Genomic DNA, 15,244 nt, shown 5'->3' on the forward strand with positions numbered 1-15,244 from the left:
GTGTCAACTTAACGCCAAACCCTTAGTCCGACAGGGCTTAAACCCCCTATCGGGTTTGAGCCTAAGTTGACACCAATGCTCAGTGTAACTACCAGTTAATCTACGTAAATCTACTGATTTGTAAAGTTTCTATAAAGTACCTTGCGAACAGCTTGACTTTCCTTTGAAGGTCATGGTAAGTTCATTTTCTGTGATACAGATCACAGAAATTTTGTTAGCTTTGTCACCTCTCGCAATGTCTTCTGTCACAATATCTCAGGCTACGAGCAAAAATTCTCAATGCTTACCGTTGACGCTGGCCCCTAGTTCCCCGACTAATCTTACCCAAGCTCTGCAACAGGCGGCAATTCATTCTCCCCATCAAGGCATTGTCTATATTGAGTCCAATGGTAAAGAGAGCGTTCAGTTATATCCAGACTTACTAGAGGAAGCCCAGCGGATCGTTTGCGGATTGAGAAAACTCGGACTAAAGCCGCAAGATAAGGTAATTTTCCAGTTCGATCGCAATCAAGACTTTATTGCTGCTTTCTGGGGATGCGTTTTAGGGGGGTTCGTTCCCGTACCGATCGCGATCGCTCCCACCTACTCCGAATCTAATGGATCTGTCACAAAGCTGCACCATGCTTGGCAGATGTTAGAGCAGCCGACAATTCTAACTAACGAAAAACTAGCTCCCTCAATTCTTGCTCTGTCAAAGACTTGGGGAGTTGATAGTATTCAAATTGAAACTATTGAAGAGTTGCAAATAGGTACTCCTGACAAACGCGCTGAAAATAGTAATCCCGACGATTTAGCTCTATTGCTGCTCACTTCTGGAAGCACCGGAATGCCTAAAGGCGTGATGCAAAGCCACCGCAATTTACTCAGCCGCTCTGCTAGTACATCCCAGATAAATAATTTTAATAATAAAGATATCTCACTGAATTGGATGCCTCTCGACCACGTTGGTGGTCTAGTCATGTTTCACATTCGAGATGTTTACTTGGGTTGCAAACAAATCCACGTTGTCAAAGAAGCTATCTTGCAAAACCCGCTCCTTTGGCTAGACTTGATCGATCGCTTTAAAGCAACAATTACTTGGGCTCCAAATTTCGCCTATGCGTTGATTAATAACCAGGCTCACAAGATTCAATCGCAATATTGGAATTTATCTTCAATGCGGTTTATTTTAAACGCAGGTGAGGCAATTGTTGCTAAAACAGCAAGAGGTTTTTTAGAGTTACTTTGCCCCCAAGGACTGCCAGCTAATGCGATGCGTCCGGCGTGGGGAATGTCAGAAACTTCTTCAGCCATTACTTTCTCAAACAACTTTTCATTAGACTCAACAGCCGATTGTGATGCTTTTGTAGAAGTAGGATTTCCCATTCCTGGTATTTCGATTCGCATTGTTGATAGTAATGACCAGGTAGTTGAGCAAGAAACGATTGGACGCTTACAGGTTAAAGGAGTTTCCGTTACCTCTGGTTACTATCAGAATCCAGAACTAAATCGAGAAGTTTTTACCGAGGACGGATGGTTTAATACGGGAGATTTGGGATTTCTAAAAGGTGACAATCTAACTATTACAGGTCGCGCCAAGGACACGATTATAGTCAATGGTCTCAACTACTACAGCCATGAAATTGAAGCAGTAGTTGAAGAAGTTGAGGGAGTAGAAGTCTCCTATACTGCCGCCTGTGCCGTCCGAACTCCTGATAGCAACAGCGATAAGTTAGCAATCTTTTTTCATACACATATTTCCGAAGCGAACCCCTTGGCGTTACTACTCAAGGATATTCGAGCTAGTATTGTTAAAAAAATTGGGCTGAATCCAGATTATCTGATTCCAGTTGAGAAAGAAACGATTCCGAAAACAGAAATTGGGAAGATTCAGCGATCGCAATTGAGCCAGCGTTTCATAGCTGGTGACTTTGACAGTATTCTCAAACATTTGGATATTGCTACCAGCAACGGTAACACATTACCAGACTGGTTTTATCGCCCGATTTGGCGACCAAAAATAGCGATTCCCGTAACAACTCAGTCAATAACAGGCGCAACCCTAATATTCATTGATTCAATAGGATTAGGAACTTACTTGAATGTAGAACTAGAAAATCGCAATAGTCCCTGCATCAAGGTTGAAATTGGTGATGAATTCAACAAGTTTGATACCCATCACTATCAAATTAACCCCAAACACGCCGAACACTATCTGCAACTACTAGCATCACTCTTAGAAGATAACATCACAATTGTTCGGATTCTGCATTTGTGGACATATCAAGCATATTTAGGAGAGATTGCCAACTTAGAAGCACTAGAAGAATCCCTCGATCTTGGGGTTTATAGTTTACTTTTCCTCACTCAATCACTAACCAAGCTTAAAGCGGCGAACCATTCAGTACAATTACAGGTAATTTCTAGCTATTCACAGCCAACTTCACCCGATGACAAAATTGCATCGGAGAAAGCTCCAATTTTGGGACTGGTCAAAACAATTGGCCAGGAAATCGTTGGTTTGAAATGTCGGCATATCGATCTCCCTGTAGATTCAGTTGCCGTGAATGCGCCTTATATTCTCACGGAGATTCAGACAGATAGCAGCGACTCAGAAGTGGCATATCGTAATGGACGGCGTTTAATTCCCCGCTTAGAAAAAGTTGACTTGACCATAGCTGAAAAGCAAAAACTTCCCTTCCAAGCTGGCAGAATGTATCTGCTGACTGGAGGATTAGGAGGAATTGGTGTTGAGATTGCCAAGTATTTGCTCGAAACTTATCAAGCTAGGTTGTTATTAGTCGGTAGAACTCAATTGCCTCCTAGAAGTACATGGGAAACTCGGATCAAACAGGCAGATGTTGTTGCTCAAAAGATCGAGGCTTACCTAACATTAGAGAAACGTGGGGGAGAGATTATCTACGAAGCTGTAGATATCTGTGATTCTACTCAGTTGCAACAGGTTGTTAACCAAGCTCAGTCTCTCTGGCAATGCGAATTACAAGGAGTGATTCACTCAGCAGGAATTTATCAAGAAGGTTTACTGGTCAAGGAAACCAAAGATAGTTTTGCGAAAACACTGCATCCTAAAGTTTTCGGTACTTGGGTTTTGCATCAACTCATAGTCAAACATCCCAATCCTCTTTTCATTAGTTTCTCTTCGGTTAGTAGTTTTTTTGGAGGGGCGATGGTAGGTGCTTATAGTGCAGCCAACCATTTCCTAGACTGCTTTGCTCACTATCAAAAACACCAGTGTTCAATACAGAGCTATTGCTTTAATTGGAGTACATGGAATGAGGTAGGCATGAGTCAAGGCTATCGGGGAAAAGATGCACTCCACGCGAGAGGTTACAAATCCATGTCAGCAAAAGAAGGCTTGCATTCTTTCCTAACAGGGTTATATAATGATCGAGCAAACCTCTTAATTGGGTTGGATGGAAGTAAAAGCTTTATTCAACAACATACAGAGGTAAATGAAGCCGGAAAATACCCTTTTAGTCTTGAATGTGAAAGTCCTAAATACCAGCGAAAACAAGCCGCTACGCCCGCCAAAACAGAAGTAGAAAAAACAATTGCTTCTATTTGGAAACAAGTGTTAAATATAGATGATATCGATCTCCACGATAGCTTCTTCGATCTAGGTGGAAACTCCTTACTTGTAGCTCAGGTAACTGGGAAGTTACAGGAAGTTTTACATCGAGATATTTCGATGAGCGAAATGTTTCAGTACCCCACCATTAGCTCGATCGCAAAACATTTAGACAATCCAGAAAAACAAATCTCTATTAATCAGTTGCGTCAGAGCAAAAGTCCAACTGATAAACGTCGAGAACTCATTCATAGACAGCAGCAAATTCTGTCTAGAAAGTCACGAAATTTAGTCTAAATCCATATCAATTTGTCAACAATATAACAATTAATCAGGAGTCCATTAGAATGGAAGCAATTGAAAACGTGGGTGTAGGTAATGAACTAGATATTGCCGTTATTGGGATGTCTGGTCGCTTCCCTGGAGCGAAAAATATTGATGAATTTTGGCAGAATCTACAAGATGGCGTGGAATCTCTTTCCTTTTTCTCAGAAGCAGAATTGGAAGCTGCTGGTGTCGATGCTGCGACTGCAAGCAATCCGAATTATGTGAAAGTAGCTCCTGTGCTAGATGATGTTGATTTGTTTGATGCTTCCTTCTTTGGCTATAGTCCGAAAGAAGCGGAAATGTTAGATCCTCAAAATCGCTTGTTCATGGAGTCTGCTTGGGAAGCTCTGGAAACTTCTGGCTATAATCCTAAAAATTATTCAGGTTCGATTGGCGTTTATGCCAGTCAATCTCTGAGTACATACCTGTTAAGAAATGTTTATCCAAACCTTGATTTTCGCAGTTCGATTCTCTCATCAAGAAATGTCCAAGCTTTGATTGCTAATGAGAGAGACTTCTTACCAACAAGAGTTTCTTACAAATTCAACTTAAAAGGGCCTAGTCTCAACATTCAAACAGCTTGTTCGAGTTCATTGGTAGCGATTCACTTAGCTCGTCAGAGCTTATTAATGGGTGAATGCAATATTGCTTTAGTCGGTGGAGTTTCCATCTATCTTCCTCAAAATGCAGGTTATTTATATGAAGAGGGAATGATGCACTCTCCCGATGGACATTGCCGAGCTTTTGATGCCAAATCTCAAGGAACTGTTTTTAGTGGCGGTGTCGGTGTTGTCATTCTCAAGCTACTCGCTAATGCTATTGCTGATGGAGATTGTATTCATGCAGTAGTCAAAGGTTCAGCAATTAATAATGATGGTGGTTTCAAAATCGGCTATACAGCGCCTAGTTCTCAAGGTCAGGCAGAGGCAATTGCCGAAGCAATTCTCAATTCAGGAGTAGATGCTGAAACTATTACTTATGTAGAAGCTCATGGTACAGGAACTCTCCAAGGCGACCCGATTGAAGTTACAGGATTAACTAAAGCTTTCTCACACTATACCGAAAAGAAAGGCTTCTGCGCCATTGGTTCCGTGAAGCCAAATATTGGACATACTGATGTAGCAGCCGGAGTTACCAGCTTCATTAAAACTGCGTTAATGTTGAGACATAAACTGTTAGTTCCTACCATCAACTTTGAAGAACCAAATCCCCAAATAGATTTTGCCAATAGTCCCTTCTACGTCAACACAAAACAGCAACCTTGGACAACTGAAAATGGCATTCCTCGCCGCGCCGGAGTCAGCGCTTTTGGCATTGGTGGAACTAATGCTCATGTCATCTTAGAAGAACCGCCAGAAGTAGCCTCCATACCATCAGAAACCGAACGCCCCTTGCATTTATTATGCCTCTCGGCCAAAACTGAAAAAGCTTTAAATGAATTGGTGGCCAAATACGAAACTCACATCGAAGGATCGCCCAATCAGCCCTTAACAGATATTTGTTTCACTGCCAATGCAGGACGTTCGCACCATAATTACCGCATCGGAATTGTAGCTGATTCCGCACAAGATTTACGCGAACAATTAGCCGACTTCTCTGCTGGTGAAGACTTTAGCGAAGTCATTACCAAATGTTCCACTAACAACCCGCCTAAAATAGCCTTCCTATTTACCGGTCAAGGTTCCCAATACATCGGCATGGGGCGCGAACTTTACAATACTCAACCGACATTCCGCCAAACTCTCGATCGCTGCGATCGATTGCTACAACCCTATTTAGAAGTGCCGCTGCTAGATGTTCTTTACCTAGAAAAGGGCGTAGATTCTCCTCTCAATGAAACAGCTTATACCCAGCCAGCTTTGTTTGCTTTCGAGTATGCTTTAGCTCAATTATGGCTATCTTGGGGCATCAAGCCAGATGCAGTTATTGGTCACAGTTTAGGCGAATACGTAGCCGCCTGCATAGCCGGAGTTTTCAGCTTAGAAGATGCCATAAAGTTAGTTGCAGAACGCGGTCGGCTGATGCAAGCACTACCTCCAAATGGCGAGATGGTTGCTATTTTAGCGAATGCAGAGTTAGTAAAAGCCGCCATCGCACCCTACCAGCCAAATGTGGTAATTTCAGCCATCAACAGCCCAGAAGAAACAGTGATTTCTGGAACTTCTGAAGCCATTTCTGCGGTACTTTCAGACCTGCAACCTCAAAAACTGTGGACGCATAAGCTCACAGTCTCCCACGCCTTCCACTCGCCTTTAATGACACCAATTCTGAATGATTTTAGGCAAATTGCAGCTCAAATCACCTATGCAGAACCACAAATTGAGCTAATTTCAACAGTAACAGGAGAAAGCGCCCAAATCACTGAAATGGGATGCACTGAATATTGGTGCAATCAAATTCTGCAACCTGTCAATTTTGAAAGCGGGATTAATACACTTTCAGCTCTACAAATTGATATCTTCCTTGAAATTGGAACGCACTCTCCATTAATCCAGATGGGACGCAGATGCCTCCCAGAAACAACAGCAGTTTGGCTGTCTTCACTTCACAAAGAACGCTCTAACTGGCAGCAATTACTTGCGAGTTTAAAAGCATTATACGTTCATGGAGCCGATGTTGATTGGGCGGCATTTGACCAAGACTATTCCCGTCGCCGAGTGCTACTTCCTACTTATCCATTCCAGCGCCAAAGATATTGGATTGAGCCAGCAGCAAGAGTAATAGTCAGCGAACAGCAGACCTCACTTGCACCAGTGCATTCCATCTTTGAAGAAGCAGATCTGGCGCTATCTACGGCGGGATTAAATTCCCAAAAAGTAACTTGGCGTGACAGAATATTAGCTGCCAAAAATAGCGATCGCCCCTCTTTATTAGAGTCTTATCTTTGTCAGCAAGTAGTCCGGGGATTGGGGGTAAAACGATCTGAAGTCTGCCTCGAAGCGTCTTTAAGGGAATTAGGATTTGATTCTTTAATGGTCGTCGAACTCAAAAATCAGATTGAGAAAGATTTGGAAATCAGCTTGCTAGTGAAAGAACTGATAGCAGGGCCTTCTATCACTCAGCTAGCCCTAAAAATGAGTTCTCAACTAACGCCAGCAATAGAAGAATTATTGCCAACACTTGAGATTGCAGCTTTGACAGTTTCTCAAGATACTCATTTGAGTTGGATTAATAAATCTGAGTTTTCTACTTCTGCAAAAATCCGCTTATTTTGCTTTCCCTACGCTGGTGGTGGCGCTTCAACCTACCGCAGTTGGGAGTCACAGTTACCACCAGAAATAGAAGTCTGTCCAATACAGCTTCCTGGCCGCGAAAACCGCATCAGCGAAGCGCCTTTTACTCAATTTACAGAGTTAGTTGAAGTTTTGGCAGATGTCTTGAAACCAATGCTCGATCGACCCTTTGCATTCTACGGACATAGCATAGGTGGGCTGCTAGCTTTTGAGGTAGCAAAGTCCCTTCGCGATCGGTTCGGCTTGTTGCCAATTCACTTGTTTATTGGGGCAACTATTGCTCCCCAATTACCTAATCCTTTCCCAGCTCTCGATTTGACTTCTCCTCTGAATTTAACCAGGTTTCTCCGCAGTTTAGGAACATCATCTAAAGTGCTGCAAAACACTGAACTGATGGAGGCGCTGTTACCGACTTTGAAGGCAGATTTTCTGGCTCTTGAGAGCTATACTTACAAGGATAATGCACCGCTTGATTGTCCGATTTCGGCTTTTGCGGGAAGCAAAGATCGCTTTGTGAGCCAAGAAGATATGGCAGCATGGAACCTACAGACTTTGAGCCGCTTCCACCTTGAAGCTGTTGCAGGTTCTCACTTATTTTTAGAGAGCGATCGCGAACAGGTTTTACAAACTATTTGCCGCGAATTAGCACCTAATAGCTTTCTACATCACCAAGTCTCTCCTTTTAGTCGCTCATTAACGTCATCTGGCGTTAATTCTCATAAATAAATAAATAGTATGCAGTTGCGCTAAAGCGCTCTTTCTGTATGTGACAGAGGGCTTTAGTACAACTACATACCTTGATTTAAAGTGACAGAGACTTTCCTCCTAAAAGAAAAGAGAAAAAGAATTAAAAGGGCGATTGTAAAGGATTTTAGATCGTCTAACAACTAACAACAAAGGAAAAATCATGGATGCAACTTCTTTGCCCATCAACCAAGAGCGAGTAATCAAAGGACAAGCCGTTTACACAGAAGATATTTTGTCTGAATATGACAAGATCGTGGGAATTTCGGCTCGTTTTTTGTGGAAATGCTCTTATTCTAGGCTACTCAATTTTTACAACAAAAATATTTCTGCTTGTCACTTAGATGTCGGAGTTGGATCGGGATATTATTTGGATAAATGTCGCTTTCCTTCTCAGCAGCCAAAAATTAGTTTATTGGATCTAAATGCTAATAGTTTAGAGTTTACCTCAAAGCGCATTAAACGCTACAATCCCTCTTGCTATCAAGCATCTGTGCTGGAACCATTACCGATCGAACCCAATCAGTTTGATTCTATCGGCATTAACTACTTACTGCACTGTCTGCCTGGAACTATGGCGACAAAAACAGTAGCCTTTGAGTACCTTAAACCTTTGATGAAAGATGGTGCGGTTTTATTTGGTTCTACTGTTCTCGGCTCTGGAGTTAAGCACAATTATTTAGGGAGAATAGTAATGCACATTTACAACAACACTGGTGTTTTCACTAATTGGCAGGATAACGTTGAAGATTTAAAAAAGGCGTTAGCATCGAATTTTTCGAGTTATTCAGTTCAAGTTGTTGGTTGTACTGCACTATTTACGGCAATAAAATAATCAGTAGAAGGGAAAAGGCTTTCGTTATCTAGAATGGCAAGATGGAAAAGAATTCTGCCTTTTACTTATCCCGCCACAGGTTAGGGAGAGCCACAAAGCAATCTCTCTCCCCAGCTTTTGAACTTCCTACTGGTTTCCAACCTCAAAAAAAAAGAGAGAGCCACCTTAGCGACTCTCCCTGCCATCAGGGTGCATCTAAGTAACATAATATATCACTCTGGTAATGTGGGGTTGTACCCCTTATTTAAAGTTTTGGTAAACAAACCGTTCTGGATTGTGATGTTAGTGTGAGGAGTGGGGGAGGATAGGGAGGATGGGAGGAGGATTTAGCTACTCTATTTTAGGGGTGACAATGCCTCTATCGCTTGATGAGTAAAGCTTTGAGCGTCATAAATATCGCTCAAGATGGACGCGACGATCGCAGACTGAAGGAGATGACACTAAAGAATTACGATCGTCGCGATCGCTCCCTGAGATTGCTGGGGATTCAATTCCGCAATTAGTAAAATGCGTACCTCCTGGTAATGAAAAACGCCAGAAGTTAATAAATCCGTTCCAAACGGCGAAAATCCCGCTCAACTTCCGCCCAGAGAGCGCGGTTGTGAGGGTCAGTCCGCAGAGCTTTTTTCAGATAACTTCTAGCTTTATCAACCTGGTGTTCGCCGATCAAGTGCCTTCCCCAGCGCTGATAAGCGATCGCCTGCCATTGCCGCACCTCCATATCATCAGGAATGCGCTGCGCCAAACCTTCCACCAGTGCGATCGCGCGCGGGAACCTCTGATATTTAAGTAACTGCTGTAACTGTAAATAAGAATCCCGCTTCAACTTTTGGTCAGCTTCCGACAGCGCCCCATTATATTCAATAGGTCGTTCTTTGCGAGTTACTTTAACTGCCTGTGGTTGAGCCCGCACTGCCGCCGATGCGGATGTCGAAACAGGCTGTTTCCCCTCCTGAACATCAGGCGGCGCAACATCCAAGAGAAACTTATAAGCCTCAGTCAGGGCAATAAACTTATTCTTAGCTGCTTCATCCCCAGGATTCACATCGGGATGATACTCTCTCGCCAGCCGCCGATAAGACGACTTAACTTGCGACAAACTCGCACCTAATCTTAACCCTAACTGCCGATAATAATCTGCAATATCCATCTATTTTAAGACGGCAAAACCATATAAAAATATATCATTAGTTGGTGCTGTTAGCAATGATTTCTAAAATCCTCAAAATAAAATTGTGAGGTAGTAGCTGTTCAAAAGCAGCGCGAGATTTCCGGCATACCTCAGCAAACTCTTCCTCCGAAAGTCGATCGTGAAAAGCTTGGATATACTCTCCAATCCGGTGTACTTCCGAAAAGGGGACGATGACACAAAAATCTTCCCATTTTATCTCTTCCAAATCCGGTAAAAACGTATTAGTATCGATAAAGACGGGAATCCGCCCTGCTGACATCACCTCCCAGGGTTGGTAGCAGCCATTATCGTCTCCCCTCATCACTAAAGTGTAAGCGTTATTCTGGATACTTTCTATATACTCAGCTCTTCGGCGCTGCTTTTCTTCCCAGGGAAGATCGAAAAAATCTCCCTTTCTTTCAATCAAAAATGTTTGTAGGTTTTGTGCTTTTTGCACTTCATGAATTACTTTTTTTCTGACTAATCGTGCAATCAACCTTCGCCTTGCCATATTCAGATTACGATTGACAAACAGGCTGCCTGCCATCCAATTAACCATAGAATCAGAGAATTTAATATAACGTAATATCAGCGAATTTAGGCGGGATGGGTATTCAGTATTGCCCACAAAACCGACAGTAGGAATTGATGGTTTGGGGATAGGGGTTATCTTCCCCCCCAGGTCGAAAATCCATGGGGGCATGGGTATTGCTTTTTCTCTTTTGTTGCGGTAAGTTGAGGCGGAAAAAAATATTTCTCCCTCATACGGTTTACACTCCAAAGAATTTGAAAAGGTGACGAGAGTCCGTTTTGATGCTACTACTTTGCGCCTAAATTTATGTAATTCACCCTCCCTTTTACGATTATAATAATCTGAAATAAAATGTGGCGTTACCACAATCTGGCCTGCATCTGCAAAGTTTTTAAAGCGGTGAACCTCAACTAGCTCCGGCAATTTATCCCTGAGCAAATTCCAAAATTGTAACTCTGGATTAGTATCCAGCGGGCTGAGGTGCATCAGCAGGGGGGCTAAGCGAACATTGGGAAGTAGCAAATCTTCATTAATCCATATTTCGACAGGCTTTTTAGGTTCAGAGAGCATTTTCTTTTTCTTCACAACAAGTCCTGTTTATTCCTAACCCAAATCTGGGACTAGGCGGGCGGGGTACTTTCCCCGCCACAACTGATTATACCCTTTCCTCAATTACCTGGTCAATGAGACCATATTCTTTCGCTTCCGCAGCAGACATGAAATAATCGCGATCGGTATCCTTCTGAATTTTTTCTAAAGTTTGACCCGTCCGCTTAGCTAACATTTCATTGAGTTGTTGTCGTACTCTCAAAATTTCCTTAGCTTCAATTTGAATGTCTGTTGCTTGGCCGCGCGTACCGCCAAGAGGCTGGTGGATCATAATCCGTGCGTGAGGCAAAGCCAACCGCTTACCCTTAGTCCCTGCTGCTAATAGGAAAGCTCCCATTGAAGCTGCTTGACCAACGCACATAGTAACCACTTCAGATTTAATGTACTGCATGGTATCAAAAATAGCCATACCAGCAGTAACAGAACCCCCCGGTGAATTGATATAGATAAAGATCGGCTTAGTAGAATCATCAGAATCTAGGTATAGCAAATACGCAACAATTCGATTAGCCAAACCATCCGTTACTTCTTGACCCAGAAAGATAATTCGTTCCTGACTGAGACGAGTGTAAATATCAATCCACCGCTCATAGGTACTACCGGGGAGACGGTATGGGACACTAGGGACACCAATAGGCATAGGACTCTACTCGTTTTATGAGGGTGAACAAAATTTACTTGAGAGCAGCCAAAGGTTTAGGCAAGTCTTTGCTACTTTCTAAAACGCGGTCTAGCAGACCGTATTCTTTGGCCTCAGCCGGTGTCAGATAAAACATTCGATCCATGTCTTTGGCTATCTTCTCTACAGTTTGACCAGTATTTTTAGCGAAGATTTCCACAACAGTTCTCTTGTTTAACAAGACTTCTTGAGCCATGATTTGGATGTCAGTAGCTTGACCTCTGCCACCAGTTTTAGATTGGTTCAAAACTATAGTAGCGTGAGGCAAGCTTGCCCGGAATCCTTTAGTACCTGCTGATAAAATCATGGCAGCCGTTCCCATCGCCTGACCAATACAAATTGTATGAACAGGAGGCTTGATGTAACTCATCGTATCGCAGATAGCAAAGGCTTCAGTTTCCAAGCCAATTGCATAGCCCTCATCTCCCCAAGAAGTGCCACTGGAGTTGATGTAAAAATAGATCGGCTTTTCGGGGTCGTCAAATTGCAAATAGAGTAGTTGAGCAATAATTAGCTCAGTTACATCCATGCCGACACTCCGTTTAATCTCATCTGAGGAAAACAGGGGCATCCCCAGATAGACAATCCGTTCCTTCAACAACAGCGATTCTAAATCCGGCGGGGGCGTGCGGTAGTTCGCATCCCCATAGTAAGACGATTGCATAGCTTTAATGGGTGAGTTGATACGGAGTTGTCGGTAGAGCTGGTGGAGCTATCCTAAAGAAATAGTAGCGTAATTTTAAGGTACACCGCTTGACACTCCCAGCCCTAAAAGGGATAGGATTTTTGAGAGTTAGGCAAACCTAACGCCCCAGGGCTTTGCCAAAAAGCCTTGCTTACACTCCCTGGTGGCCCAGGTTGTGCTTACTTGGTGTTTGTGGTTGGTGGTAGGAATTTGCTTCCAAAACTCAAATTTGTGAGTTTGTTTATCCATCCATAAACTAATTATGCCTTGTGGTCTTGACTTGACGGCGGCTAAAGCCGCAAAAACTTCTGCCATGCCTTTAGGCGATGGGTTTCCGTTTTGGAGGTCTTTATGAAAGTTAGTTTACAGTCTGCTCTCAATGATGCCAACCTTGATGCAGCAGCGCCCTCGACGCAGCGTCAGCTATCAATTTCGATTTCTGCCTCCGCCGCTGCGATCGATCGCAGCGTACCTTTAAATCTGTGCCTGATCCTTGACCACAGCGGTTCTATGGGTGGCAGACCCCTCGATACTGTCAAACAGGCGGCGGGCCGACTGGTGGATAGATTGAAACCAGGCGATCGCTTATCGGTGATTGCTTTCGATCACAAGGCTAAAGTTATTGTCCCCAACCAATTTATTGACGACCCCGCCAATATTAAAAAGCAAATTGACAAGTTAAGATCCTCCGGTGGCACAGCAATTGATGAGGGATTAAAACTGGGAATTGAGGAAATGGGTAAGGGCAAATCAGAAACGGTTTCCCAAGCTTTTTTATTGACTGATGGTGAAAACGAACACGGCGATAATAATCGCTGTTTGAAATTAGCAAAACTAGCTGCTGACTACAATATGACGCTGAATTCGCTAGGGTTTGGCGATGACTGGAATCAAGATATTTTAGAAAAAATTGCCGATGCAGCGGGCGGTACTCTTGCTTATATTCAGCGTCCCGAACAAGCAATAGACGAATTTAGCCGCCTGTTTACCCGCCTTCAATCTGTAGGGCTTACTAATGCTTATTTACTATTTTCTCTATTGCCAAAGGTGCGGTTAGCGGAACTAAAACCGATTGCTCAAGTTGCCCCGGATACGATCGAGTTACCAGTCCAGAAAGAAGGCGATCGCTTGATAGTACGGTTGGGAGATTTAATGAAGGATGTAGAGCGAGTAGTCTTGGCTAATCTTTATATTGGACAATTGCCAGAAGGTAGGCAAGCGATCGCGCACTTGCAAGTCCGCTATGACGACCCAGCCATTGGTGAAGCTTTACTATCCGATCCCATAGCAGTTGAAGCTAATATTATGAGAGCTTATCAGCCAGCACCCAACCCACAGGTACAGCAACATATTTTTGCTTTAGCGAAATATCGACAAACTCAAATAGCTGAAACAAAATTGCAGCAAGGCGATCGCGCTGGTGCAGCTACGATGCTACAAACTGCGGCTAAAACAGCTTTACAAATGGGCGATAAAAGTGCAGCCACAGTATTGCAAACTTCAGCCACTAGATTGCAGTCGGGAGAGGAATTATCGGAAAGTGAGAAGAAGAAAACTCGGATTGTGTCTAAAACAATCTTGAAGTAACAATTTCAATCGCTTAGTTAATGTAGCTAACAATATCTAGGCGATTGAAATCGCGGCTATACAAACAAAGTCCGCCTACGCGGACTAATTATGGATTAAGCAGTAGGATTATCCCCCCGATCGCGCTGATTTAACAGAAGATCGAGCATCCGCGCCGTCTCAATTCTTAAACCCTCAATATTAGCCTGTTGCCGTTCAATATTAGCCTGTTGTCGATCCATTCTCTCAAATAACTGCTGCCGTTCTTCTCTTGCCTCTGCTGCCACATTTGCTAAAGCTTGAATCACGCGAGCGTTACTTTCTGCGATATTAACCGTGACTTCTAATTTTGCACCTAAAGCATCCATGCGAATATCGAAAGCATTCATGCGATCGCCAATACGTTCTACTGTATTAGCTAAACGATCTAAGCGATCGTCATCCCACCGCTCTGTACTCATAGATTTTTCTCCTTTACTTTGCTTTTTGAGATAGTTTTAATTTTAGCTATTTTTTAACTATTCTGTATAGGCGTAACCAGTGTTCGGCTGAGCGCGGTTCCTGACGCTCTTGAAGGGCTCACCGTCGAAGCCTCAAGCCGAAGTCAGAAGGTATAGCTCCTATCTTCCTTGTTCCTTCTGAAACCAATTATATGCAATGCTAGTTAATTGATTAATTGAATATTCAAAAAATGTCTATTATTTCCACTGTCACTGTTACTGTTCCCGCTACTACTGCCAATCTAGGGCCTGGTTTTGACTGCATTGGAGCCGCTTTGACTCTGTACAATCATTTCAAGTTTTCCCTATTACAAGAAGCGGAAACGCTCAGAATTACCGCCACAGGTGCAGAAGCCGCAAAAGTCACAACAGACAGCAGCAATCTTGCTTATCAAGCTTTTGTGAAATTATACGAATATCTCGGTCAGTCCCCGCCTTCGGTGGCAATTGATATTAGTTTGGGAGTACCGCTGGCGAGGGGTTTGGGAAGTTCGGCAACCGCGATCGCAGGCGGGTTAGTCGGGGCAAATTATTTAGCTGGGGAACCTCTGACTTCCGTAGAAGTGATGCAGTTAGCGATCGCGATCGAAGGCCATCCCGATAATGTTGTCCCCGCTTTGTTCGGCGGGTGTCGCCTTGCTGCTACTAAAGGAGAACCCCCCCAACCCCCCCTTACTAAGGGGGGGCTAAATGCCGCAGTTATAGAATCTCCCCTTAGTAAGGGAGGGCTAAATTCAGAATCTCCCCTTAGTAAGCCAGGGCTAAATTCAGAACCCCCTCTTAGTAAGCCAGGGC

At 43.4% G+C, this 15,244-nt stretch carries 11 protein-coding genes; 6 read left to right on the plus strand and 5 right to left on the minus strand.

All coding sequences use genetic code 11. The features are described from left to right. The first annotated feature begins 172 nt into the window (after nt 1–172). From PN499_RS09190 to PN499_RS09205, 4 genes are all read left to right on the plus strand, one after another. Entirely contained in the window at nt 173–3,865 is a 3,693-nt protein-coding gene (locus tag PN499_RS09190; protein ID WP_272031501.1) for an SDR family NAD(P)-dependent oxidoreductase, read from the plus strand. Between the two features lie 50 nt (nt 3,866–3,915). Continuing rightward, nucleotides 3,916–7,854 (plus strand): alpha/beta fold hydrolase, encoded by a 3,939-nt coding sequence (locus PN499_RS09195; RefSeq protein WP_272031502.1) that lies wholly within the window; start codon nt 3,916–3,918, stop codon nt 7,852–7,854. 181 nt (nt 7,855–8,035) lie between these two features. Beyond that, entirely contained in the window at nt 8,036–8,707 is a 672-nt protein-coding gene (locus PN499_RS09200) for a class I SAM-dependent methyltransferase (RefSeq protein WP_272031503.1), read from the plus strand. A 380-nt stretch (nt 8,708–9,087) separates the two neighbouring features. After that, complete coding sequence (locus PN499_RS09205) at nt 9,088–9,210, plus strand: hypothetical protein (protein WP_272031504.1); 123 nt, start codon at nt 9,088–9,090, stop codon at nt 9,208–9,210. 38 nt (nt 9,211–9,248) lie between these two features. On the opposite strand, the gene PN499_RS09210 is transcribed toward PN499_RS09205, so the two are convergent. From PN499_RS09210 to PN499_RS09225, 4 genes are all read right to left on the minus strand, one after another. Beyond that, nucleotides 9,249–9,857 (minus strand): J domain-containing protein, encoded by a 609-nt coding sequence (locus tag PN499_RS09210; protein WP_272031506.1) that lies wholly within the window; start codon nt 9,855–9,857, stop codon nt 9,249–9,251. A 37-nt stretch (nt 9,858–9,894) separates the two neighbouring features. Next, nucleotides 9,895–10,980, minus strand: coding sequence for an exostosin domain-containing protein (locus PN499_RS09215; RefSeq protein WP_272031508.1), 1,086 nt, complete (start codon nt 10,978–10,980; stop codon nt 9,895–9,897). A gap of 85 nt (nt 10,981–11,065) precedes the next feature. Then, a complete protein-coding gene (locus PN499_RS09220) occupies nt 11,066–11,659 on the minus strand; it encodes an ATP-dependent Clp protease proteolytic subunit (protein ID WP_007358019.1) in 594 nt (197 codons plus the stop codon). A 34-nt stretch (nt 11,660–11,693) separates the two neighbouring features. Further along, nucleotides 11,694–12,362: an ATP-dependent Clp protease proteolytic subunit gene (locus tag PN499_RS09225; protein WP_272031510.1), complete on the minus strand. Its 669-nt coding sequence runs from the start codon at nt 12,360–12,362 to the stop codon at nt 11,694–11,696. Nucleotides 12,363–12,734: 372 nt separating this feature from the next. Here PN499_RS09225 and PN499_RS09230 point away from each other — a divergent pair, with 372 nt between their 5' ends. Beyond that, the gene (locus PN499_RS09230; RefSeq protein WP_272031511.1) at nt 12,735–13,970 is read left to right on the plus strand and encodes a vWA domain-containing protein; all 1,236 of its coding nucleotides are present in this window, start codon (nt 12,735–12,737) and stop codon (nt 13,968–13,970) included. A gap of 95 nt (nt 13,971–14,065) precedes the next feature. Here the strand turns inward: PN499_RS09230 and PN499_RS09235 are convergent, their stop codons facing one another. Next, on the minus strand, nt 14,066–14,410 hold the full coding sequence (locus PN499_RS09235) for a hypothetical protein (protein WP_272031512.1): 345 nt from the start codon (nt 14,408–14,410) through the stop codon (nt 14,066–14,068). 230 nt (nt 14,411–14,640) lie between these two features. Between PN499_RS09235 and PN499_RS09240 the strand changes: the two genes are divergently transcribed. Next, nucleotides 14,641–15,244 (plus strand): homoserine kinase (locus tag PN499_RS09240; RefSeq protein WP_417063871.1); only part of this gene is annotated, 604 nt, incomplete at its 3' end.

The organism is Kamptonema animale CS-326 (assembly GCF_028330895.1).
GTDB lineage: Bacteria > Cyanobacteriota > Cyanobacteriia > Cyanobacteriales > Microcoleaceae > Kamptonema > Kamptonema formosum.